The following is a 23,357-nucleotide window of genomic DNA, read 5'->3' as shown; positions in this document are numbered from 1 at the left end:
CACATGCGATTGTCTGACCTCAGGCAAAGTTCAAGGTTACCCGTCCAAATGACCCGAAATCCGCATCGAAAGCATTGCCCGGCGCGGCCTCTATCGGGCGAATGAACGACCCTGACAGCACGATTTCCCCGGCGGACAGCCCCATGCCATAGGCGGCAAGCCGTTGGACCAGCCAGACAATTCCCATCACCGGATCATCCAGCACGCCCGCGCCAAGGCCCGTTTCTTCGACCACGCCATCGCGTTTGACCACGGCACCGACCCACCGCAGGTCGTGGGCATCTACCGGATGGCGCGCGTCCCCCAAAACAATGCCTGCATTTGCGGCATTATCGGCCACGGTGTCATAGATCACCCGCGCCTTGCCAGTCGCCGGATCAGCGCGCAGGACCCGGGTATCCAGAATCTCGTGCGACGGTCCGACGTAATCGGTTGCGGCAATCACCGCCTCGCGGGTGACATCCGCGCCCGAAAGACCGGTTTTCAGGGCAAAGGCAATCTCCGCCTCGATCCGAGGCTGGATGAACCGCCGTTTGGTCACCGTATCACCGGATTCGAACAGCATATCATCCAGCAAAACGCCGCTGTCAGGCGTGGTGATGTTCAATGCCTGCTGCATGGCGCGGCTGGTCAGGCCGATCTTCCAACCGATGATCCTGCCGCCCGCCGCCCGTTTGCGCGCCACAAATGCGGCCTGCACAGCATAAGCATCGTCAAGGGTGATGTCCGGAAACGCGAGGCTTAGCAGATCGCATTGTTGGCCCGTGGCTTCGGCCTGAAACAGCATATCGGCAGCAGCGGTGATCTGGTCCGGGGTCATTCGTCAATCACCCCGTTGCGCAGGGTTCCGATGCCTTGGGCTTCGACTTCGATCACGTCACCAGGCACCAGCCAGATGGGCGGATCGAACCGTGCGCCTGCGCCGGTGGGCGTGCCCGTCACGATGATATCGCCCGGTACCAGCGTCGTGAACGTCGAGATATATTCGATCTGGCGCGCCACCGGAAACAGCATCCGGCCCGTACGGTCCTTTTGGCGGACGTCCCCGTTAACCCGCGCCTCAAGCCCCACATCGGCGATCTGCGCAGGGTCGGTGAACGGCACCAGCCAAGGCCCCATCGCCCCCGAGCCATCCCAGTTCTTGCCTTGGGTGACGTTGAATTTTGCGTGCCGCACCCAATCACGCAAAGTCCCTTCGTTACAAAGGGTTATGGCTGCTATATGATCCAACGCATCAGCTTGAGCGATGCGCCGTCCGCCTTTGCCGATCACAATCGCAATCTCGCCCTCGTAATCGAGCTGAGGCGTCTCGGGGGGTCGTGTCAAAGGGGTTTCGTGACCAACGAAGGACCGCGGAAAGCGGATGAACAAGGACATGTTCGGCGGCGCGTCCTGCCCGTCCTTGTATTCAGCGTTACGGTCGGGGAAATTCACCCCGACGCAGATGATCTTCTCGGGGTTGGGCACAGGGATATCCCAGCGAAAACTGCCATCAGGTTGGCTAACTGCTCTGCCCGTCGCCGCAGCTTCAAGTGCGAAAAAGCCATAGTTGTCAATGACATCGCGCAAGGTCTTCCACAGGGGGAAATCATCTGACAGCGCGATAAGGCCCCCGTCGGCGACGGCACCGTACTGTTGCCGCCCGTCCGCCGTGAATGTTGCAAATCGCATTAAAGGGTCTCCCGGATTTCACTGATCACCTGCGCTGCCATCAACACATGATCACGTGTCGTATCGAACTGACCCACCTGAAAGCGGATCACCTTGGCCCCCGCGTGCATTCCTTGCGTGATGTAGATGCGCCCGTCGTCATTGATGGCGTCCACCAACCTTTGTTGCAGGGCATCGTCGCCGACACAGCGGAAGGAAAACAGGCTCAGGATCGGCTCTGTCACGATCTCGAAATCAGGCATGTCGCGGATTACCTCGCAAAGTTCCTGAGCCCAAAGCACATGATTGCGGATGCGGGTCCGCAATCCTTCCAGCCCGTAGCTGCGGATCAGGAACCACAGTTTCAGCGCCCGGAACCGCCGCCCCAGCGGGATCGTCCATTCCGAATAGTTCGTCACCTCAGCACCCGAGGTTTTCAGATACTCCGGTTCGATCTTCAGCGTGTTGCGTTGTTCCTGGGGGTTGCGCAGGAACTGGATCGAACAATCAAACTGTGCGCCCAGCCATTTATGCGGATTGAATACGATGCTGTCGAAACCTTCGACGCCGTCCCAGAACTGCGCGCGAAATTCCGGGCAGATCATCGCGGATCCGGCCCATGCGGCATCCAGATGGGTGTAAAGGTCCTCTTTAGCGGCAATCGCAAGCATCGGTGCCAGATCGTCAGAGGCCCCGATGCCGGTCCCCCCGGTGATTGCAATGATGCCGGCCGGAATACAGCCGGCGGCGCGGTCCTGCGCGATCCGGGCGGCCAGTTCATCGGTATCAATGCCATAATGCCCCCCGGCGCGGGTACCGATCTTGACCAGATTGTCCTGCCCGATCCCCGCCACCCAGCACGCGCGATCAATCGAGGAATGCACCTGATCCGAACAATAGATGCGCAAACGTCCCTGCCCGTTCAGCCCTTCGCGGTTGCCGCGCCATGCTGTCGCGCGTTCGCGCATGGTCAGCACCGCAGACAAGGTCGCCGAAGATGCGCTGTCCTGAATCACGCCGGAAAACCCGTCAGGCAGCCCCATGGCCTGACGCAACCAATCGACCATCACGCCTTCCATTTCGGTCGCGGCTGGCGAGGTCTGCCAAAGCATGCATTGCGCCGCGACTGTATTGACCAGCATTTCGGCCAACATCGACGGCGGCGCGGCATTGGCGGCAAAATAGGCAAAGAACCGAGGGTGTTGCCAATGGGTCATGCCGGGCATCACGATCCGTTCAAAGTCGCCCATGATCGCATCCATGCCTTCGGCGTCTTCGGGCGGGCCAAGGGGCAACTGCCCGGCAATTTCGCCCGGTGCGGTCTGCGCGCGCACGGGACGGTCGGCCAGTGTCTTGTGATATTCAGTGCCCCAATCGGCGATCCGTTTGGCCCAAAGCGTATATTCATCCCAATTCATGGCGCGACAATCGGTTGGGCGTTCAGATTGCTTTCCATGATGGCTGTCCCTTCAAAAACTGAGCCTAGTTCAAACCAGCTACGCGGTGCTGCCGCCCTCCACAAGGTCTGGCGCTGCGGGTCTTTCAGATCCCATTTGATCGGTTCCATATCGGGGTCGATCGTCTGGTAATCCGAGCAGTAAATCTCGGTCCGGTGGCCGTCCTGATCGCGGATATACAGGAAAAACGCATTCGAAATGCCGTGCCGCCCGGGGCCCCGTTCGATGTTGGTCACATAGCCTGTCGTGCTCATCAGATCGAGCAGATCAATGATGTTAAGCGGCGTCGGCACCCAGAACGCAAGGTGATGCAGGCGCGGGCCGGTGCCGTTGGTGAAGGCCACATCATGCACGCCGCCCTTGCGCTGCATCCATGCGGCCCATGTGCGGTCGGTTTCCTCGTCTGCGGTATATTCGGTCACGCGAAACCCCATATCGCCGTAGAATTGCACCGACGCATCCACGTTGGGGCTGAACATGTTGAAGTGGTCGATGCGCAGCGGCTTGACGCCTTGGTACAGCTTGTACTGCTGATGGATCGAGGGCAATCGGTCCATGTGCGCGTAAAACTCCAGCGGAATACCCATCGGATCACGGGTGGACAGCACGCGGCCCATGAAGGGACGCTCGACCCAAGCGGTGGGCAGATCGCGGGATTTGAACCAAGCCTCAGCGCGGTCCAGATCCTCTTCGCTCCAGACCTTGAAGCCCAGAACGCCCACAGATCCCTCATCGGCTTTCTTCAGGATCACGCAGTGGTGGCCGCGTTCTTCCATGGCGCGCAGATAGATGTGGGTCGCGTCCTCGTGGGTGACCTGCAGACCCAGCAGATCAACATTGAACGCCCTGCTCCATGCCAGATCGGTCACGCGCAGTTCGACATGGCTGAGGCGGACAATGTTGAAGGGCGGGTTCAGGTTGGCGGCAGGGATTGGCATAGCGCTGTCCTTTCGTCACGCGCCCAGACGGGCAATTTTATGCTGCCCGAGGGCAACAGCGACGTTCTTCTGTTCCATGTAGAAATCAAACGACCATTGCCCGCCATCGCGGCCGATCCCGCTGGCCTTCGTGCCGCCAAAGGGCGTCGGCAGATGGCGCACGTTTTCCGAGTTCACCCAGATCATCCCCGCGTCAAGCGCGCCCGAGAACCGCAAGGCGCGGGTGACATCATTGGTCCAGACATAGCCGGTCAGGCCGTAATCGACATCATTTGCGATCCGCAACGCCTCGTCTTCGTCCTTGAACCGGATAGACGTCAGGACCGGGCCAAAGATTTCCTCCTGCGAGATACGCATTTTCGGGGTCGCGTGGGTAAAGAGCGTGGGTTTCACGAACCAACCCTTGCCCGCCTGCGCGTCGCCGCCTGCGGCCACAGTCGCCCCGTCCGTGCGGGCAATGTCAAAGTAACTGCACACCTTGTCGTAATGTACCTTGTGGATCAGCGGGCCGACTTCGGTGGCCGGGTCCAGCGGATGACCGACGCGGATGGTGTTCACCCGCTCGACCAGTCGTGCCTCGAACGCGTCGGCAATCGTGTCTTGCACCAGCAGGCGGCTGGAGGACGTGCAGCGTTCGCCGTTCAGGGAATAGATCATGAAGATCGTCGCATCCAGAGCGCGTTCAATATCGGCATCATCGAATACAACGACAGGGTTCTTGCCGCCCAACTCGAAATGACAGCGTTTCAGGGTATCGGCACCCTGTTTCATGATCATCGACCCGGTCTTGCTCTCACCGACAAAGGCAATCGCCTTGATGTCGGGGTGTTCGGTCAAGGCACGGCCTGCGTGTTCACCCATCCCGTTAACCAGATTCCAGACGCCTGCGGGCAGCCCCGCCTCGTGGGCGATCTCGGCCAGAATACGGGCTGTCAGCGGGCTGAATTCGGCGGGTTTATGCACCACGGTGCAGCCTGCGGCCAAGGCGGGCGCGATCTTCCATGTCGATAGCATAAACGGTGTATTCCAGGGCGTGATCACGCCCACAGGCCCGATGGGGCTGCGGCTGGTCACGTTCATGTGGCTGTTGGTGGGCAGTGACTGGCCGTCCCGCGCTGTCGGGGCCATGTCGGCATAATAGCGAAAGTTCTCGGCCCCGCGCAGCGCCGCCTTGGACATGAACCGATAGGCCTGCCCTGTGTCCCAACATTCGCAAAGCGCGATTTCCTCGGACCGTGCGACGATCCCGTCCGCGATCTTGTGCAAAATCTTCTTGCGCGCACTGCCCTCTAGCGCTGCCCATGCCGGAAAGGCGGCCTTGGCCGCACGGGCGGCGGCGTCAATATCGCCCGCGGTGCCTTTTGCAACGGTGCAGATCAGGCTCTCGTCAACGGGCGAATGCGTCTCGAAGGTTTCCAGCCCTTCAACGTTCTTGCCGTTGATCAGGTTCAAGATCCCCTTGTCACGATATCGCGCCAAATGGGTTTTAAGCGTGGCAAGATGGGTGGCGAGATCGGTCATTGTAAATCCTCGGGTAAATAACGGCGGATTGAACTTGCCCTAGGGCTAAGCGCGGGATCAATGTCGCGCATCTCCATCGACAGCATCAGGGATGTGCTTTCCAGAACGGGCGCGCAAAACGCCTGAAGCGCATCAAAGATCGCATCAGTGGCCCTGTGCTTGGCCGCATCCGTGCGCCCGGCCCGCAAGCGGACCGACAGATCAAGAAAGGCATGATCGGGATTGCCATCGGCGATCAACACATGGGTGCAGGCGGTGGCCCGCACACGGATGCCCGCCACGGGGAAAACCCCGGTTTCCGCAGCGACCTGCGCCAAGACCCCGCAAAGCGTCGCGATATCCAGCCGCGCCTCGAGGTTGGGCGAATAATCGATGTGGAAATGTGGCATAAGCCCCCGCCATGTGGCCGTTGTTGATTGACATGTTAAGCACACTACTTAACATGTCAATCAAATTTGCGCGCGGGAGACTGCTGATGAAAGACGACACCGCAAGGCTGACCCAGACCGCCCGTTCGCTGCCCATAGCGCTTTTGCGGGCGCGTGAAACCGTGATGGGCCCGTTCCGTGACATGCTGAGCCTGAGCGGCATCAGCGAACAGAAATGGCGCGTGCTGCGGGTGGTGTCGGAATCCGGCCCGACCGAGCAGACGGCCATCGCCAGCGCCGCCTGTCTGATGCTGCCCAGCCTCACGCGGATTTTGACCGCGATGGAAAAAGACGGCCTGCTGCGCCGACAACCGGATACCCAGGACCGTCGCAAATCCATCGTGATGCTTTTGCCCAAGGGGCAAGCCTTGATCGACGATCACGCCAGCCGGTCCGCCGCCATCACCGCAGATCTGCAACACCGTTTTGGCCCGAAGAAGATGGAGCAACTGCTTGATTTGCTTCAGGAACTGCATGAACTTGATCTGGCACCGAAATAGCGTGCCTGCGACCGTCGAGGCCCACGGTAAGGTCGGGTCTGCAAGGTGCCCCAGAGGTACTTTGCGGGGTGCTTGAAGACAGTCTTTCCTGGAAGAGGGGGCGGACAAGGAAACCATCTGATCCCGTTTTCGTTGCTAAGCGCGGGGGGCCAGCCCCCCGACCCCCGGGATATTTAAGAGCCAGAGAAGGGGCGGAGATCCGACGGGAACCTGTTCGTTTACGTTTGTCGGATGGCGGTTTGAAATTCGACTTGGCCTGCTTGGGCGGCAGCGCTATCACGGCGTTCTATCATCTTTGGGAGCCTACCATGACCGACGTTGCCAACCGCATTGCACACAGGATTGCCAAAGACATTGACGCGCGGCCCGAGCAGGTCCTTGCGACCGTCACCTTGCTGGATGGTGGCGATACCGTTCCCTTTGTCGCGCGGTACCGCAAGGAGGTCACGGGCGGGCTGGACGATGCGCAGTTGCGTCTTCTTGCGGAGCGGCTGGGGTATCTGCGGGAGCTGGAGAAGCGGCGCGCCAGTATTCTTGGGGAAATCCAGACACAGGGGAAACTGACCGATGCGCTGGCGCGCGCCATCACGGCGGCTGACACCAAGGCAGTCCTTGAGGATTTGTATCTGCCCTTCAAGCCCAAGCGGCGCACCAAGGCGATGATCGCCCGTGAAAACGGGTTGGAACCGTTGTTGCGCGCGATTCTTGCGGACCGTGCAACGGAACCTGCGGCGCTGGCAAAGCGCCACCTTTCGGAAGCCGTGCCGACTGAGAAGGACGCGCTGAACGGAGCCCGCGATATTCTGGCGGAAGAGCTGGGGGAAAACGCGTCCCTGCTGGGACGTTTGCGGCAGGTCATGCAGCAAGAGGCCTTGATCACGGCGCGGGTAAACAAGGGCAAGGAAGACGTCGGCGCGAAGTTCTCGGACTATTTCGCGCATCGGGAAAAATGGGCGACCATTCCGTCGCACCGCGCCCTTGCCATTTTGCGGGCCGCGAAAGAAGATATCGTGACCGTCGATATCGGCCCAGACGAAGACACCACCCTGCCCCGTGTGATTGGCATGATCGCTGCCGAAATCGGGATACCGGGGCAAGGTCCGGGTGATCGTTGGCTGCACGACGCTGCCGCCTGGACATGGCGGATCAAGCTGAGCCTGAGCATGTTCGTCGATCTGATGACCGAATTGCGCCGGCGTGCCCATGCCACCGCGATCGAGGTGTTTGCCCGCAACCTGCGAGACCTGCTGTTGGCCGCCCCCGCCGGGGCGCGTGCCACGCTTGGGCTTGATCCGGGGATCAGGACCGGGTGCAAGATCGCGGTGGTGGACGAGACCGGCAAGCTGCTGGACACCGCGACGATTTATCCATTCCAACCCCGCAACGATCTGCGCGGGTCCGAGGAAACGTTGCTGCACATGATCCGCAAGCACGGCGTCGCCCTGATCGCGATCGGCAACGGCACCGCCAGCCGCGAATCCGAACGCCTGATCGCGGATGTTCTCAAGCGTCTGCCGGCAGGGGTTGCACGCCCGACGCCGGTCATCGTTTCCGAAGCGGGGGCATCAGTCTATTCCGCGTCGGAACTGGCCTCGCAAGAGTTTCCCGATGTCGATGTCTCTATTCGCGGGGCCGTGTCCATTGCGCGGCGTCTGCAGGACCCGCTGGCAGAGCTGGTCAAGATCGAACCGCAGGCGATCGGTGTCGGCCAGTATCAGCATGACGTCGACCAGCGCCATCTGGCCCTGTCGCTGGCAGCGGTTGTCGAGGATGCGGTGAACGCCGTCGGGGTTGACGTGAACATGGCCTCTGCCCCGTTGCTGTCGCATATCGCGGGTCTTGGACCATCTTTGGCGCAAAATATCGTTGCATACCGCGATGAAAACGGTGCCTTTCCCACCCGCAAGGCGCTTTTGAAAGTGGCCGGTCTGGGCCCGAAAGCCTTTCAGCAATGCGCCGGGTTCCTGCGCATCACCGACGGCAAGGAGCCGCTGGATGCCTCCTCCGTCCACCCCGAAGCCTACGGCGTTGCGCGCAAGATCGTGCAGGCCTGCGGGCGCGATGTACGCGCGATCATGGGCGACAGTGCCGCCCTTGCGGGGCTGAACGCAGAACAGTTCGTCGACGACAGCTTTGGCTTGCCCACCGTGCGCGACATTCTTGCCGAGCTGGAAAAACCCGGCCGCGATCCGCGCCCGGCGTTCAAGACCGCCAGTTTCGCCGAAGGCATCGACAGCATCACCGATCTGAAGCCCGGCATGTCCCTGGAAGGCACCGTCACGAATGTTGCCGCATTCGGGGCCTTTGTCGACATCGGGGTGCATCAGGACGGGCTGGTCCATGTCAGCCAACTGGCCGACCGTTTTGTCAAAGACCCCCACGAGGTCGTCAAGGCCGGTGATGTCGTCCGCGTCCGGGTGACCGAAGTTGATGTGCCGCGCAAGCGCATCGGCCTGACCATGCGCAAGGATAACAGCCAGGAAAAATCACAAGCCCCGCGGCATGCCGAAAAGCACAAGCCGCGCGGCAAAGGACCAGCCTCGGCCGGTCCGGCGGCCTCTGCTCAAAGCCACGGCGCGTTGGGGTCTGCCCTTGCGCAGGCGCTCAAGCGGCCGGCGGATCCCAAGCGGTGACGGGCCTTTGGCCCACCCCATCCTCTCCACCGAAACATTTGGGGGATCACCACTGCACTGCTTGCTTTTTCCGTGCGAAACCATGATCTTCGGCCACAGAACAAGGGAGTGAGAACCAATGACATTTATGAAATCCATCGGCGCGGCTGCGGTTGCGACACTGATGATGACCACCGTCGCATCGGCTGAAACGCGCATCACCTACAAATCTGCCAAGGCGGGATCGTCGTATTTCCAGATGGCCGTGCAGATCGCCGAGGCCATGAAAACCGGTACCGGCGGCGATATCGCCGTGACCGTCGAGGAAAGCCAGGGCTCCGTCCAGAACGTGATGGAAGTCCGTGCACGCGGGGGTGACTATGTGTTCACCACGCCACCGGCGCTGGTCGGGCTGGCGCAAAACGGCAAGGCCATGTTCGAGGGCAAGGGCGATCCGGCCTTTGCAGACATCCGCGCGCTGTTTCCGATCCCGTCACTGACCATGCATTTCGTGATGTCGCAGGCCAGCGGCGTGACCAGCTTTGCGCAGATGGAAGGCAAGACGATCCTTCTTGGCAGTGGCTCCTTCGGGGCGACCGAGGGCGAAAAATACCTCAAGTTGTTCGGCCTCGAGGGCAAGGTAACCATTGCGGATTCGGAATTGTCGAATGCTGCGAATGCGTTGAAGAACGGGCAGATCGACGGTTTCGTGACGGCAGGGTCCTATCCCGCGCCCAACGTGATCGAAGCGGCGGCCTCCACCGGGGTGACCCTCCTTTCGCTGGATGACGACCAGATCACCGCGTCAAAGCGCACGCGGCTGACGATCCCTGCCGGCACATATGCAGGCCAGACCGACGATGTGACGACAACGTCGCTGCCAGTTGTTGCGTATGCCACCACCAAGATGGACGATGATACGGCCTATACGCTGACCAAGACCTATTGGGAAACCCGCGAGGCGATGGCCAAGGATGCGCCATGGTGGGCCGCCGTGTCGACAGATATGCTGAGCAACATCACGACGCAGATCCATCCCGGTGCGATCCGCTATTACACTGAAATCGGCGTGTCCCTGAGCGACGCGCAAATGTAAGAGCCCAGCCTTGCCCCCGTGCAAAGCAGGGGCAAGGCACCTTGATCCCATGACATCATTATTTACCAACGCAAGCCGCGTGTGGATCGTGCTTGGCGCGATTACTGCGGTATTTCATATCGGACTGATCTTTTACGGATTGGTGCCGAACCTTGTCGCACGCCCCTTGCATATGGCGCTGATCTTGCCGTGGGTCTTCCTGTATGCCGCCAAGACGCCTTTGGGGTGGTGGTCGGGTTTGATCATCACCGCGATCGGCGTCGCCGGCTGCGTGTGGATCGCCCTGAACCACCAGATGCTGCGCAATCAATACGGGTTTCTGGAAAACCGGTTTCAGGTCGTGCTGGCCATCACATTGCTGCTTATCGCGATGGAGGGCGCGCGCCGCATGATCGGCTGGCCTTTGCCGCTGGTGGCGCTTTGCGCCTTGCTCTACGGGCTTTATGGCCAGAATATTCCCGGCGAGTTCGGCCATGCGGGTACCCCTTTGCGCAGTTTTCTCGGCACGCTTGTCGTCGCCGAAGGCGGGCTTTGGGGCAGCCTTACCGGGGTGTCCGTGGGGGTCGTGGCGATTTTTGTCATCTTCGGCGCGGTACTGAATGCGGGCGAGGCAGGCCAAGGTTTCATGAACGTCGCCGCCGCTGCCGCAGGGCGATTGACCGGAGGTGCCGCCAAGGTGTCGGTCCTTTCATCGGCACTATTCGGGTCGATTTCGGGGTCTGCGTCGGCAAATGTAGCATCAACGGGTGCGATCACGCTGCCCGCGATGACCAAGCTCGGCTATCCCAAACGCCTCGCTGCCGCCGTCGAGGCCGTAGCCTCGTCGGGCGGGCAGATCATGCCGCCGCTGATGGGTGCCGGGGCCTTCGTGATGGTTGAACTGACCGGCGTACCCTATACCCAGATCATGCTGGCCGCAGCACTGCCCGCGATCCTTTATTTCCTGACGGTCTGGATGGGCATCAACGCCTATGCGCAGCGCTTTGACCTCAAGGCGGTTCCCGAGGACCAGCGCCCTGCGCCGCGCATGGTTCTGATCACCTCGGTCTTCTTTCTCGTGCCGTTCACCGTTCTGCTTTGCGCGATGTTCATCGCGGGGTTCACACCGCAATACGCGGCCGTGATCGCAATATTCGCAGGGCTCGCGGTGCTGTTCTTTGACGCCACCCCTAGGATGAGCATCCCTCAGGGCGTCGCGCGCCTGGGTCTTGCCTTGCGTTCGATCGGCCAACAGGTCGCCATGATCGCAGCCATCATCATCTGCGCGTCGATCATCATCGGGGTGCTGGGGATCACCGGACTGGGGATCAAGATTACCTCGGTCATCCTTTCGGGGTCGGGCGGCGCATTATGGCCCGCGTTGATCCTGACCGCGCTGGCCTGCTTGTTGCTGGGCATGGAAGTCCCCACCACGGCCGCCTACGTCATCTGTGTCTCAGTCGCGGGGCCAGCGTTGACGCAACTGGGCCTTGAACCCTTGCAAGCGCATCTGTTTGTATTCTGGTTCGCCTTGCTGTCCACGATCACGCCGCCCGTCTGCGGTGCGGTCTTTATCGCGGCGGGGATGATCGGTGAAAACTGGCTCAAGGTGGCACTGACGGCGATGGCGCTTGGCGTCGGGCTTTACATCATCCCGCTGGCGATGATCGCCAACCCCGACCTGATCCGCATCGCGACCCACACGACCGGTGCCGTGATCGCCTTTGTCATGGTCGGCACCGGCCTGTCGTGCCTGTCATACTCCCTGATCGGGCGTGCCGGGTGGCTGCGGCGGGCCCTGCTGGCCGTTGGCGGGTTTGTGATATGTTTTGCGGGCGTATTCCTTTCCTAGGAAGGGAATACGCCCCTGTCGTTTCAGGCGGGTCTTGGGGCCGCTATCGTCCGACCCATTCCGGCAGGAACAGAACGATGTCGGGGAATGCGATCAGCGCCGCGACGATCACAAGGTCGACGACGACAAACCAGAACACACCCTTAAAGATCGTGGACAGGGATGCGATATTCCCGACCACGCCTTTGATTACGAAAACATTCATGCCCATCGGTGGCGTGATCATCCCGATTTCCAAAAGCTTGACCAGCACGACGCCGAACCACAGCAGGCTATAGCCGGTTTCATCCACGATAGGCAGCACGATTGGCAAGGTCAGCAGCATGGCACCAACCGGTTCCAGCATCATGCCAAGCGCCAGATAGACGCAGACGATGCCGACCATGATCAGCAGCGGCGACGCGCCAAAGCCAAGGATCGCATCCGACAGCGCATCGCCGATCCCCGACAAAGCAAGGAAGCGGGTCAGCAGGCTGGCCCCCACGGCAATGATCAGCAGGGCTGCCGTGGTCGTCAGCGTTTCGGTGATGGCCATGCGCAATGCCTTGAACGTCAGCGTGCGGTACAGCAGCGCCACGACGGTGGACAACATCGCCCCGATCGCACCCGCCTCTGTCGGGGTGAAGGCACCGCCGAAAAGCCCCGCGAACACGCCGATGACGATCAACAGCACCGGCCATGTCTGACCCAACGCCCTGATCTTTTCCGAACGGGTGGCGCTGATCTTGACCGGGGGCGCAAGGTCGGGGTTCATCTTTACCCGCACCATGATCAGCACGATATAGGCGAACAGGGTAATGACACCGACCACCAGACCGCCCAGAAACAGCGCGCTGACCGATTGGCGTGAAATGATGCCATAGAGGATCATCAGGATCGACGGCGGGATCAGCGCCCCGATGGTTCCTGCCGCCGCCACGGTACCGGTGGCAAGCTCCGCGCTGTAGCGGTGGCGCATCATTTCAGGCACGGCGATCTTGCCCATCGCGGCAGAACACGCGACGGACGACCCGGTGACCGCGGCAAACCCCGCGCAGCCAAAGACCGATGCAATCGCCAACCCGCCCGGCAAACCGGAAAGCCAGATTTGTGCCGCGTTGAACAGCCCCTGCGTCAGGCGCGTATGATAACAGATAAAGCCCATGAACAGGAACGCCGGGATCGAACTGAGCACCCAGGAGTTGGCGAAGCTGTAGGGCACGATGCCAAGGCTGCCCCAGGCGATGTTCCAGTTGAACATGGACCACAATCCGCCGAACGAGACCGCAATCAGGGAAATGCCGATCGGGATGCGCATCAGGATCATCAGCAGCAGGATGGCAATGAAGATGCCCGCAATCTGTAGTTCGGTCATTGGGCATCTCCGTCGGATAGATAGGGGTCTTCGATCCGCAGGGCATCAAGCCCGTGCGCCCGGCCCGTGACCATGCAGATGAATTTCCAACCCGCCACGATCGACATCAGGCCGAAACCGATGGGCAGTGGCAGATAGGTGGGCCAGGTGGCAACCTTGCCCCCCGCTTCGATGGAAAACGACCCGCCCAGATATTTGGCCAATGCCTCGTCTCCGGTGCGGATGGCGACCGTCGCGGTCACGATGCATGTCAACAACAGCGCAAGACCAGCCAGAAAGCTCTGCAGTTTCGTCGGGAACCTCTCGACCAGCAGTTCGACTGCAATGTGGCCATCGCGTTGCTCGACCGCGGCAAGCGGGAGAAAGGCGATCGCAACCATGTAGAAGGCAGAGACATAAAGAATTGTGGAATTCAGCGGGGTCTGGAAGGCAAAGCGCATGACCACGTCAATCGTGACATGGGCGACCAGCATCAGCACCATGATGCCGGCAAGCGACGCCGTCCCCGTGATCAGCGCTGAGATCACTGACGCAATTAGTTTCATCTAAGTATCCGTTTTGAATAGGAGAATACGGGGCACTGTGCGTCAAGCACGGCACCCCGTCCGATCACGTGATCTTTGGCTTATTGGGCGTAGGTGGCCGGATCAACCTTGGAGATCACTTCGTCCCAGAACAGCTGCTGCAATGCGTCGCTGCTGTCGATGTCCTTCACGAGACCGTTCCATTTCGCAAGCAGCGGTTCGAAATCGGCAGCGATTTCATCGGACCGCGCGACGCCGTAGGTGTCCTTGAACAACGCCGAAACGGTCTTGAGGTCGGCACGGGCAAACTCTTGTACCGCAGCCAGCAGTTCCGGATCAGCCTCGTGGATGTTGATGCCATTGGCGCGGGCATGTTCGATCGCGGCGCTGTCATCGGTGTAAAAGTTCCACGTGACATCTGCGGACATGTGGCTGCCGCCCCACAGCAATGCTTCGCGGCTCTTGTCGTCCATGGCCTTCCAGCGGTCCGCATTGACGTTGGCAGAAGACACACCGGCGAATGCGCCGCCCGGTACCGCCAGTGTGATGTCGGTCACGACTTCATGCAGGTTGTAGTTGGTCAGTTCGGGGGCAGACAGCATGGCACAGTCGATGATGCCCTGATCCAGGGCTTCGTAGGCTTCGGATACCGGCAGGCGGACACCCTGCGCGCCGAAAGCTTCGGCGAAACGGACGAAACCGGCCCCGCCCGCACGCAAGCGCAAGCCCTTGAGGTCTTCGACCGATGTAACCTTCACGTCCTTGCACAGGAGGTTATAGAGCGGGGTCACGCCACCGCCGGTATAGACCTGGTTCTGCGCCTTGTTCTCTTCGAGACACTCGGGGCATTTGGTGAACGAATACTCCAACATCGCGCCCGAAAACGCCAAAGGCTCCTTGCCGGTGGGGTTTTCGACCAGATTGATCAGCAGGTTCATCTCGTGCAGGAAAAGGTTGGTGGAATATTCCGCCGGGTAATAAGGCGGCAGCACAAAGCCGACATCCGCCAGACCGTCGCGCACGCCGGGGGATGTTTCGGGCAGGCTGAGCAAGGACATGGCAAAGCCGGTCACGTCGATTTCGCCGCCGGAACGTTCGGCAACGGCTTCGGCATAGTCATCCACGGCAAGGCCGATGGCCGAATTGTTGGGGTAGCCGTAAGCAAAGTTAAGGCGTTCTTTTGCGGTGGCCTGCCCGGCGATGGCGACGGCGGCCAGAGTTGCGGCAAGTGCCACGGAATTCTTGTAGGTCATGTATGTCCTCCCAAACATATCTTCGGCCCTGACGACGGGACATGATGCCCGTCGGGGCCATTAATCTTTATGCCACTCTGCCCGTTGCCCGGTTTCAGCTATGGTATGCCCTGGGGCGATCCATGTTTTGACTCGGCAACATTCTGAGTAGTATGTTACTGTCGTAACAGTCCGCTCGGGTGTCAATAGCTGTCGCGGGCTCGGTTGCGCTAACGCTCGAATGATGCACTTTTATGCGCAAAGCTGATCGGAACGGGCCGGTTACCCTGCGTCAGACGGCCAGCGCAAAGAACGGGAACACCGCCGGAGTGTCGGGGTATGAATGGGATGATCGAACATATGCAACCGGATCAGTCGGAGATCCAACCTGCGAAAAGCGACAGCCGTCAGCAGATCATCGACGCTGCGGCGCAGTGCTTTATGCTCAAGGGTCTCGAGAAAGCGACGATGGACGACATCGCCGACGCTCTCGGGGCGACCAAGGGCCGTGTGTATCACCACTTTCGGTCCAAGAACGCGATCTATTTTGCGGTCCACCAGCAGGCGATGCAATATTGCTTTGATGCCGTGGCCCCCGTCCTTGCGCTGTCTATCCCCAGCGACAAAAAGCTTGAGGCGATGGCCGTCGCCCATGCCCGCGTGATGATGGATACCCTGCCCTATCAGCGCAGCATCCGGCTTGGCGTCGAAATCTATTTGCGCGGATCGACCACCGAAGCCGAACGCGCAGTGCTGACCGATCTGATCACCCAACGCAACGATTACGAAGACCTGTATCGGGACGTCTTGCGCGCCGGTGTCACGCAGGGCGTCTTGCGCGTCCCCAACATCGAGATCGCAAGCCGCGCCGTGATGGGGGCGCTTAACGGACTGGTCGACTGGTACCGCATCCGCCCTGAACAGACGGATGCGGACCGCGATATGATTGCGCAGGCCCTCGCCCACGCCGTGGTGCACGGGATGACCGTCTAGGCGCTAGACCTGATCGCGCAGGACGGCTTTGACGATCTTTCCATTGGCGTTGCGCGGCAGCGGCGCATCGGTCAGCGTCACGAAATCCGGCGTCTTGTAATCGGCCAGATGCGCCCCGACGAATGCTTTGACTGCGGCCGCGTCCAACCCTGCATCCGTGGTGTGCACGAACACCTGCAATTTCTCACCCAGCACGGGATCGGGCCGCCCGATGGCCGCACATTCGATCACTGAGGGATGCGCTGTCAGGGTATTCTCGATCTCGGCGGAATAGATATTGTAGCCGCCGCGAATGATCATGTCCTTGCGACGGTCGTGCAGACGGATGAACCCCTGGGCATCGCGCGACCCGACATCGCCGCTTTTCCAGAAACCGTCCTGAAATTCGCTTTTGGTCTTTTCGGGGTTGTTCCAATATCCCGGCACCACCATCGGCCCCTTGATCCACAACTCGCCATGCTCTCCGTCTTCGACGTCGTTGCCGTTGGGGTCAACGATCCGTATCTCGCCGCAGGGGACGGCGATGCCGATGCTGTCAGACCGCTCTGCCCCCAGTCCCAGCGGCAAGATCGTCGCGGGCGAGGACAGTTCAGTCGCACCATAGGCATTGACCAGCAGCAAGCCAGGCAGTTTTTCCGACAGCTCCTGTATCGTGGACTGGGCCATCGGCGCACCGCCGTAGCCACCGATGCGCCAGTTTGTCAGGTCATAATCCTCGACCGCGCAGCGCAGCAGGAACAGATTGTACATCGCGGGCACCATCAGCGTCTGCGTGACCTTTTCCCTTGCTGCCGTCTCAAGAAAAGCCTCGGCTTGAAAGCTGCGCATGATCACGCTGCACCCGGCGGTCCGCAGCATGGTGAACAATGTGGCGACCAATCCGGTCACATGCGATGCCGGCACCGACAGAAGTGACCGCTCGCCCGTTCCCAACTCCATGCACATCTCGAAATGCATGGCGGAATGGATGATGTTCAGGTGGGTCAGCATCGCGCCTTTGGGCCGCCCCGTCGTGCCAGACGTATAAAGGATGACGGCATTGTCTTCCTCGGTCACAGTCGGGACAGCCAATTCGCCCCCCTGAGACAGAAGCCCATCATAGTCGGTTGACCCGTCCACAGGACCGCCAACACTGAAACGGTGGTCAAGCTGCGGTGTATCTTTGGGCTTTGGCAACCTGTCCGCCAAATCGGCATCATGTACCAGCACTCGCGCACCGCAATCTTGCAGGATATGCGCCAGTTCAGGTGTCTGTTCGCGCACGTTGATCGGCACGGCGACCGCCCCAAGACGCAGACTGGCCAGCAGCACAATCAGGAATTCAGGGCTGTTGCCCAGCAGCAATCCCACTCTGCCGCCTGCGCTGACGCCATGTGCCATCAGCCCCAGAGCCACAGCATCGACCTGCGCGTCCAGCGCGGCATAAGTCAGCCGGATCTGGTCGCAAACGACGGCCTCGCCTTGCGGGTTGCGGTCGACGGCCTGTTTCACCATCGCGTTCAAGCTGGCGGGCCTGTCAGAAAAACACTTGAGATTACCGCGACCAAAGTGGGTCTCCTCCGCTATCAGGTCGGTAATTTTCGCGGGCCAATTTTGCATCGGGATTTCTTTCCTCCAAATTTTTTGGCCACCTTGAAAAAACCTTGAAAGAAACTCAAGCCGTGAATTTGAAGACCGCAAGAAACAGACCCATCGCCCACCCGCCCCCGACGTAACGGCGCGAGGGACGGCCGATCCTCCGGGCTACACCAAAAAGGTCTATGCCGGTTGCTCCTTCGGAGGACCGCAGGACCGGGGCACTGGCAAATGGTCTAACGGCGGTAAGATGCTCAACCGATATGATGATCGGTCACGCCGCCCGGCGCATTGTCTGAACCGCGCGGCGCAAGGCAGACTTGACCTGCCGGCAAGGTCCTTGGGCCACATCCGCGCCTGACACGCAACAAAACGGAGCCCCAAATGCCTGACAACCAGATCGTCGTAGAAAATGCCCGCACCGACGGGCGCATGCCAAAGTCCTACTGGGACGTCCCCCATTCCTCATTGATCGAAGGCTTCGCGACTGATTTCAGCGTCGACAACGGCAACCGGATCGACTTCAAGATCAATGTCAGCGACACGCCGGGCAGCGATTATCAGGTCGAAATCTTCCGGCTGGGCCACTACGATGGCGACGGCGCGCGCATGGTCGCCGGCTGGACCAACAGCGCGGCCACCGTGCAGCCCGATGCCACGTTCAATCCTGTCACGGGCACGGCGGATGCTGGCAACTGGGCCGTGACCGACAGTTGGAATATCCCCGCCGATGCGGTTTCCGGCGTCTACCTTGCGCGGGTGCAGCGGCTGGATGCGAACGGCAATCCCGTTAACGGCGCGGTGAACCAGATCCCCTTTGTCGTGCGCGACGATGACCGCCCCGCCGATATCGTGCTGCAGACCTCGGACACCACATGGCAAGCCTATAACGGTTGGATCGGGAACAACGGTCAGGTCGGGGCAAACTTTTATGGCGACTCCAGCGGCACCGTCGACCATCCCGTCATTCCCGGATCGGGCGGCTTTGCGCAGGACCGCGCTTATGCGCTTAGCTACAACAGGCCGCTGGTCACCCGCGGCATTGATGGCCAGCAGGGGGGGCCGGCGGCAGGCGCGCAGGATTACCTGTTCGGCGCAGACTATGCGGGGATCGCGTGGCTTGAGCAGAACGGCTATGACGTTGCCTACATGTCAGGCGTGGACACCGACCGGCTTGGCGCGGACTACCTCAAGAAATACGGTGCGTTCATCTCGGTCGGGCATGACGAATACTGGTCCGCCGATCAACGCTACAACGTCGAAGAGGCGCGCGACGCAGGCGTCAACCTGTTGTTCTGGAGCGGCAACGAAGTCTATTGGAAGACCCGTTGGGAGACGAGCACGGTCGATGGCCAGGAATATCGCACGCTGGTCTGCTACAAGGAGACATGGGCGCATATTGATCCGGCCGCCCTGCCCGCCGACTATTTCAACCTTGATCCCGAAAACATCTGGACCGGCACATGGCGCGATGACCGCTTTCTTGGCAATCCGCTGGCGGGTGACGCGACGGATCGCCCAGCGCTTTCGGGTCAGCCCGACCTGTACAAGACCAACGAAAACGCGTTGACCGGGCAGATTTTCGGACCCGACGGCACCGGAGAATTCGGGGGCGCACTGGATGTCCCGGCTGAATACGCGGCGCTGCGGTTCTGGCGCGACACCAGCATTTCCGCGACAGGTGGCGTTGATCTGGCTGCAGGGATTCTGGGCTATGAATGGGACACGTCCCCCTTGGATGCCTATCGCCCCGACGGGCTGGTACACCTGTCCGAGACGACAATCCCGTGGAATGGCATCCTGGTCGATGACGGCAACACGGTGGAACCCGGCATCGCGACGCATAACTTGTCGGTCTATCGCGCTGACAGCGGCGCGCTGGTCTTTGGTGCAGGCACGGTGTTCTGGACATGGGCGCTTAGCAACCTGCATGACGGTCAACCCTACGATGCCCAAATCGAAAACGCCGATCTTCAGCAATTCGTGGTCAATCTTTTCGCTGACATGGGGATCCAGCCGGGACAGACGGATGCCGTGCTTGCCGGTCAGGGGTTGTCGCGCGCAGCGGCGTCATCGGATGTCACACCGGCTGTTGCCACGTTGGACGCCCTTCCCGATACCTTGCCTGTGGGGAGCCCCGTCCTGTTGACCGGCACAACCACCGACAACGATGGCAATCCGTTGACGGACGATGGCGCAGTGGTGTTGGTCGAGGTATCATTCGACAATGGCGGCACGTGGTCGGTGGCGGAAGGCACGACAAACTGGTCCTATGCATGGTCGCCCGACGCCTTGCAGTCTTATCAGATCCGGGTCAGGGCGATCGACGACAGCCTGAACCTGCCCACGACAGCATCGCTCGCCACCGAGGTGGTTCAGGTGACCGCCCCCGAAACCGTCAGCCTGTTCGAGCCTTGGGTGCAATTTGACGGCGGGGCCTACAGCAACCCGCAGCCCTTGCAGCTTGGCACAACCTTTTCCGTCTCGACGACGGGGCAGATCACGGAGCTCCATTATTACCGGGCCGTGTCCGATGCTACGGATACCGACACGCGTACCGGCCGTTTGTGGCGTGACGACGGCACGTTGCTGGCAACCACCAGCTTTGTCTCTGCCCCCAATGAAAGCGGGTGGCAGACCGCGACGCTTTCGACCCCCGTGAACGTCATGACGGGGCAGAACTATATCGTGTCCTATGAAACGGCGAACAACTATGTCTCGTCACTGGGATTTTTCAACCAAAGCTACAGCGACCCCTTCGGCTATTTGTCCGCCACGACGCCCTCCAGCGGTGTCTATGCAGAGGCTGCCGGAGCCGTGATCCCCACCAGCAGTTACCAAAGTTCGAACTACTGGGTTGATGTCACCTTTGATCCGGGCGAGATTTCCTATGTACCCCCAGAATTTACATCGCCCGCCGCCGTGTCGATCGCCGAGAATTCGGTGCTGGTCGCCACGTTGACCGCGCAGACCACCGAACCGGTCACTTACGGCATCCAAGGGGGCGCGGATGCTTCCGCCTTCAGCATCGACCCCGCCACCGGCACATTGAATTTTGTCTTTGCCCCCGATTTCGAGGTGCCCTCAGACAGCAATACCGACAATATCTTTGAGGTCACGGTCAGTGCATCCGACAGCCTGAGCCCGCCTGTGACCCAGAACCTGCAGGTCACAGTCACCGATGTGGTCGATGAATCCGGGGCCACCGTCTCGAACCTCTTTGCGCCAACGGCCCTGCCCGCCGCCACGGAAACCGGAGATTCGACGGATTACGAGCTTGGCACACGGTTCACCGCAAGCAAGAGCGGTGAAGTCGCGAGCCTGCGGTACTGGCGCGGCGTACCGGACGCGGGCGACACGGATATCTGGACCCTGAACCTATGGGACAGCACCGGTGCGCTGCTTGCGTCGGAAACGGTGACCTCAGGGGCGGGTCAAAGCGGCTGGGCAGGGTCGGCGTGCTGTCGTCAGCGGTTCAGGTGACGGCCAATGCGACCTATACGGTGTCCTACGGCACCACCCAGAACTATGCGTTCAGCTCAAACTACTTCGGGACGCCCCAAACCGGACCGGACGGCATCCTGACAGCGTCGCAAGGTGCGGGTGTCTATGCCGCCGGGACGCCCGGTGTCTTGCCCACCCAGAGCTATCAGAACTCGAACTACTGGGTCGATGTCGGTTTCCGCGCAAGTGACGCGCCAAACCAGCCGCCTGCGTTTACCCTTGCCGGGACCAGCTTTACCGTCCCCGAGAACCGGACGACCGCTGCGACGATCACCGCGATTGACCCCGACGGGGACAACTTCGTTTTTGCGGTCGCGGGCGGGAACGATGCGGCTGCGTTCAACATCAACGGCACCAGCGGCCTGCTGAGTTTCGCCGCAACGCCTGACTTCGAAACGCCGCAAGACCTCAACCTCGACAACATATACGAAGTGTTGCTGTCCATCTCGGACGGAATAAACCCGGCGGTCACGCAGGCAATCACGGTTGAAGTTACCGATGTGGTTGACGAAACCGCCCCGGTCCTCGCGTCGCTGTTCGGCGTCACCGATGCCCCTGCGCAGATCATAACCAGCGATTCAACCGACTACGAACTGGGCGTTGAATTTGCCGCCGCGACCAACGGCGAAGTCACCGCACTGCGCTATTGGCGCGGTGATCTGGATGCCGGAGACACCGATACACGCACATTGAACCTGTGGACCGGTACCGGCACCTTGCTGGCATCAGCGTCAGTCACCTCAACCCCCGGTCAAAGCGGCTGGCAAACGGCGACCTTGGCGACACCTGTCGGATTGACCGCGAACGATCCCTACGTCGCGTCCTACGGAACAACGCAAAACTACGCCTTCAGCGGCAATTTCTTTGCGACGGACTGGGTCGGAGCGGACGGGACGCTGAGCGCCCCCGCAAGTGTCGGCCCCACAGGGAACGGCGTGTTCAGTGCGGGCACAACCGGTCTGTTCCCGGAATCAAGCTACAACGCCTCCAACTACTGGGTGGACCTGTATTTCGACCCGTTTGATGCGCTGATCTAGCACCAAAGCTGATAGCATCAGATCACCCGACGTCCCGAAGAAACCAGTGCTAAAACGCAAACAGGCCCGAAGGATACTCCTTCGGGCCTGCAAGTTTTGGTTTGGAAAGTAATTAGCGGATGATGCGCACGATTGTGTTGGTTTCCGCGTCCACGATCACCGGCTGACCGTTCAGGTTCAGATAGCGATATTCTTCCTGTGGCAGTTCATATGTCTCGACCGTTGTCGGTACACCGGCACCCACGACGACTTCACCGTCGACATACACTGTTTCTACCGGGTTGGACGTCACATATGTGATCGTCTTTTCCTCAGGCTCGGCAACAGCCGACCCTGCGGCACCGCCCAGAATGCCACCTGCGATGATACCACCGATCGGACCACCAACAGCAACACCTGTCAGCACGCCCAAGCTTGCGCCTACGGCTGCACCTTCACGCTGGTTCTTCATGGTGCCTTCGGCGTCTTCATAGGTAACCGAGTTTACTTCAACGCTTGCAGGGCGCGCTGTCAGGGCAATCGCCTGCTCGTCTACGGCTACGGCCAGATAATCGGAGCTGGACCAGCCCGTTACTTCGCCAAATTTCACTTCACACCAAGGCGTGGTGTCCAGGCACCCTTCTACCATGGTTTCTTCGCCACCGGGGATCACGCCGACGACATCATACTGCGGACCAGGGCCCGAACGGATGTTCAGATCCGTCGCGGCAATCGCACCTGTGGTTTGGGCGAATGCTGGGATTGCAGTGGAAAACAAAAGAGCGGTAATCATACCAGTTTTAACGAGTTTCATAGTTACTATCCTTACCTGTCATTTCAGTGACCGTGAGCCATCTGAGTTCACTTTACTCCAACGAGTTGAAGTGTGAGTACAACGCCGGATTTTGGCATTGGTTCCTGACCCCAGACAACTTTACCTCAATGCTATGATCTACAACGATTTATTCGGGAAATATCATGGTGGCAGAAGACCATCCCCTTTCCCATTTCGGAAAAGATTCCGTCAGACATTTGTCCTGCCATCAGCTGTCCGTCCTGAATGCCACCAACTACGCCCAGTTCTTCCTGCCTGGCAGGGAAAAGGAACGCTTGCTTTGTCTGGCCG

The 23,357-nt window shown here is 60.3% G+C and carries 18 protein-coding genes; 7 read left to right on the top strand and 11 right to left on the bottom strand.

The window, feature by feature from the left end:
* Positions 1 to 19: 19 nt before the first annotated feature.
* The 6 genes from hpaH to RGAI101_RS01705 are packed head-to-tail and all read right to left on the bottom strand — an operon-like array spanning position 20 to position 5,955.
* The gene (gene hpaH, locus RGAI101_RS01730; RefSeq protein WP_008225495.1) at positions 20 to 820 is read right to left on the bottom strand and encodes a 2-oxo-hept-4-ene-1,7-dioate hydratase; all 801 of its coding nucleotides are present in this window, start codon (positions 818 to 820) and stop codon (positions 20 to 22) included.
* On the bottom strand, positions 817 to 1,671 hold the full coding sequence (locus RGAI101_RS01725; RefSeq protein ID WP_008228145.1) for a fumarylacetoacetate hydrolase family protein: 855 nt from the start codon (positions 1,669 to 1,671) through the stop codon (positions 817 to 819). Before RGAI101_RS01725 ends, hpaH begins: the two co-directional genes overlap by 4 nt.
* Positions 1,671 to 3,068, bottom strand: a complete 1,398-nt coding sequence (locus tag RGAI101_RS01720; protein ID WP_008225218.1) for a pyridoxal phosphate-dependent decarboxylase family protein — start codon at positions 3,066 to 3,068, stop codon at positions 1,671 to 1,673. The genes RGAI101_RS01725 and RGAI101_RS01720 overlap by 1 nt, the downstream gene beginning before the upstream one ends.
* Positions 3,065 to 4,045: a 3,4-dihydroxyphenylacetate 2,3-dioxygenase gene (gene hpaD, locus RGAI101_RS01715; RefSeq protein WP_008226732.1), complete on the bottom strand. Its 981-nt coding sequence runs from the start codon at positions 4,043 to 4,045 to the stop codon at positions 3,065 to 3,067. Before hpaD ends, RGAI101_RS01720 begins: the two co-directional genes overlap by 4 nt.
* A gap of 15 nt (positions 4,046 to 4,060) precedes the next feature.
* Complete coding sequence (hpaE, locus tag RGAI101_RS01710) at positions 4,061 to 5,566, bottom strand: 5-carboxymethyl-2-hydroxymuconate semialdehyde dehydrogenase (RefSeq protein WP_008228622.1); 1,506 nt, start codon at positions 5,564 to 5,566, stop codon at positions 4,061 to 4,063.
* On the bottom strand, positions 5,563 to 5,955 hold the full coding sequence (locus RGAI101_RS01705) for a 5-carboxymethyl-2-hydroxymuconate Delta-isomerase (protein ID WP_008225664.1): 393 nt from the start codon (positions 5,953 to 5,955) through the stop codon (positions 5,563 to 5,565). Before RGAI101_RS01705 ends, hpaE begins: the two co-directional genes overlap by 4 nt.
* 86 nt (positions 5,956 to 6,041) lie before the next feature.
* Between RGAI101_RS01705 and hpaR the strand changes: the two genes are divergently transcribed.
* The 4 genes from hpaR (at position 6,042) to RGAI101_RS01685 (ending at position 12,033) form a co-directional block, all read left to right on the top strand.
* On the top strand, positions 6,042 to 6,494 hold the full coding sequence (hpaR, locus tag RGAI101_RS01700; RefSeq protein WP_037228872.1) for a homoprotocatechuate degradation operon regulator HpaR: 453 nt from the start codon (positions 6,042 to 6,044) through the stop codon (positions 6,492 to 6,494).
* A 308-nt stretch (positions 6,495 to 6,802) separates the two neighbouring features.
* Complete coding sequence (locus RGAI101_RS01695) at positions 6,803 to 9,127, top strand: Tex family protein (protein WP_037228871.1); 2,325 nt, start codon at positions 6,803 to 6,805, stop codon at positions 9,125 to 9,127.
* 118 nt (positions 9,128 to 9,245) lie between these two features.
* Positions 9,246 to 10,202 carry a TAXI family TRAP transporter solute-binding subunit gene (locus tag RGAI101_RS01690; RefSeq protein WP_008225399.1) on the top strand — a complete coding sequence of 319 codons (957 nt, stop codon included), beginning with the start codon at positions 9,246 to 9,248 and terminating at the stop codon, positions 10,200 to 10,202.
* A 49-nt stretch (positions 10,203 to 10,251) separates the two neighbouring features.
* Positions 10,252 to 12,033: a TRAP transporter permease gene (locus tag RGAI101_RS01685; protein ID WP_008228054.1), complete on the top strand. Its 1,782-nt coding sequence runs from the start codon at positions 10,252 to 10,254 to the stop codon at positions 12,031 to 12,033.
* 43 nt (positions 12,034 to 12,076) lie between these two features.
* Here the strand turns inward: RGAI101_RS01685 and RGAI101_RS01680 are convergent, their stop codons facing one another.
* From RGAI101_RS01680 to RGAI101_RS01670, 3 genes are all read right to left on the bottom strand, one after another.
* Positions 12,077 to 13,387, bottom strand: a complete 1,311-nt coding sequence (locus RGAI101_RS01680) for a TRAP transporter large permease (RefSeq protein WP_008227163.1) — start codon at positions 13,385 to 13,387, stop codon at positions 12,077 to 12,079.
* Positions 13,384 to 13,932 carry a TRAP transporter small permease gene (locus RGAI101_RS01675; protein ID WP_037227109.1) on the bottom strand — a complete coding sequence of 183 codons (549 nt, stop codon included), beginning with the start codon at positions 13,930 to 13,932 and terminating at the stop codon, positions 13,384 to 13,386. Before RGAI101_RS01675 ends, RGAI101_RS01680 begins: the two co-directional genes overlap by 4 nt.
* Positions 13,933 to 14,012: 80 nt before the next feature.
* Positions 14,013 to 15,164 carry a C4-dicarboxylate TRAP transporter substrate-binding protein gene (locus RGAI101_RS01670; RefSeq protein WP_008226411.1) on the bottom strand — a complete coding sequence of 384 codons (1,152 nt, stop codon included), beginning with the start codon at positions 15,162 to 15,164 and terminating at the stop codon, positions 14,013 to 14,015.
* 318 nt (positions 15,165 to 15,482) lie between these two features.
* On the opposite strand from RGAI101_RS01670, the gene RGAI101_RS01665 reads away from it, so the two are divergent.
* On the top strand, positions 15,483 to 16,136 hold the full coding sequence (locus RGAI101_RS01665) for a TetR/AcrR family transcriptional regulator (RefSeq protein ID WP_008225076.1): 654 nt from the start codon (positions 15,483 to 15,485) through the stop codon (positions 16,134 to 16,136).
* Between the two features lie 3 nt (positions 16,137 to 16,139).
* Here the strand turns inward: RGAI101_RS01665 and RGAI101_RS01660 are convergent, their stop codons facing one another.
* Positions 16,140 to 17,735 (bottom strand): class I adenylate-forming enzyme family protein, encoded by a 1,596-nt coding sequence (locus tag RGAI101_RS01660; protein WP_008226093.1) that lies wholly within the window; start codon positions 17,733 to 17,735, stop codon positions 16,140 to 16,142.
* A 360-nt stretch (positions 17,736 to 18,095) separates the two neighbouring features.
* On the opposite strand from RGAI101_RS01660, the gene RGAI101_RS01655 reads away from it, so the two are divergent.
* Together RGAI101_RS01655 and RGAI101_RS22295 are read left to right on the top strand one after the other, a co-directional pair.
* Positions 18,096 to 21,194 (top strand): N,N-dimethylformamidase beta subunit family domain-containing protein, encoded by a 3,099-nt coding sequence (locus tag RGAI101_RS01655; protein ID WP_008226078.1) that lies wholly within the window; start codon positions 18,096 to 18,098, stop codon positions 21,192 to 21,194.
* On the top strand, positions 21,170 to 22,252 hold the full coding sequence (locus RGAI101_RS22295) for a DUF4082 domain-containing protein (protein ID WP_254655226.1): 1,083 nt from the start codon (positions 21,170 to 21,172) through the stop codon (positions 22,250 to 22,252). The genes RGAI101_RS01655 and RGAI101_RS22295 overlap by 25 nt, the downstream gene beginning before the upstream one ends.
* Before the next feature lie 112 nt (positions 22,253 to 22,364).
* Here the strand turns inward: RGAI101_RS22295 and RGAI101_RS01650 are convergent, their stop codons facing one another.
* Complete coding sequence (locus RGAI101_RS01650; RefSeq protein WP_037227108.1) at positions 22,365 to 23,045, bottom strand: DUF1236 domain-containing protein; 681 nt, start codon at positions 23,043 to 23,045, stop codon at positions 22,365 to 22,367.
* Between the last annotated feature and the right edge of the window lie 312 nt (positions 23,046 to 23,357).

The organism is Roseobacter sp. GAI101 (assembly GCF_000156335.1).
GTDB lineage: Bacteria > Pseudomonadota > Alphaproteobacteria > Rhodobacterales > Rhodobacteraceae > Sulfitobacter.
Note: the sequence above shows the minus strand (reverse complement) of the source record. Positions and strands in the feature narration are given on the sequence as shown.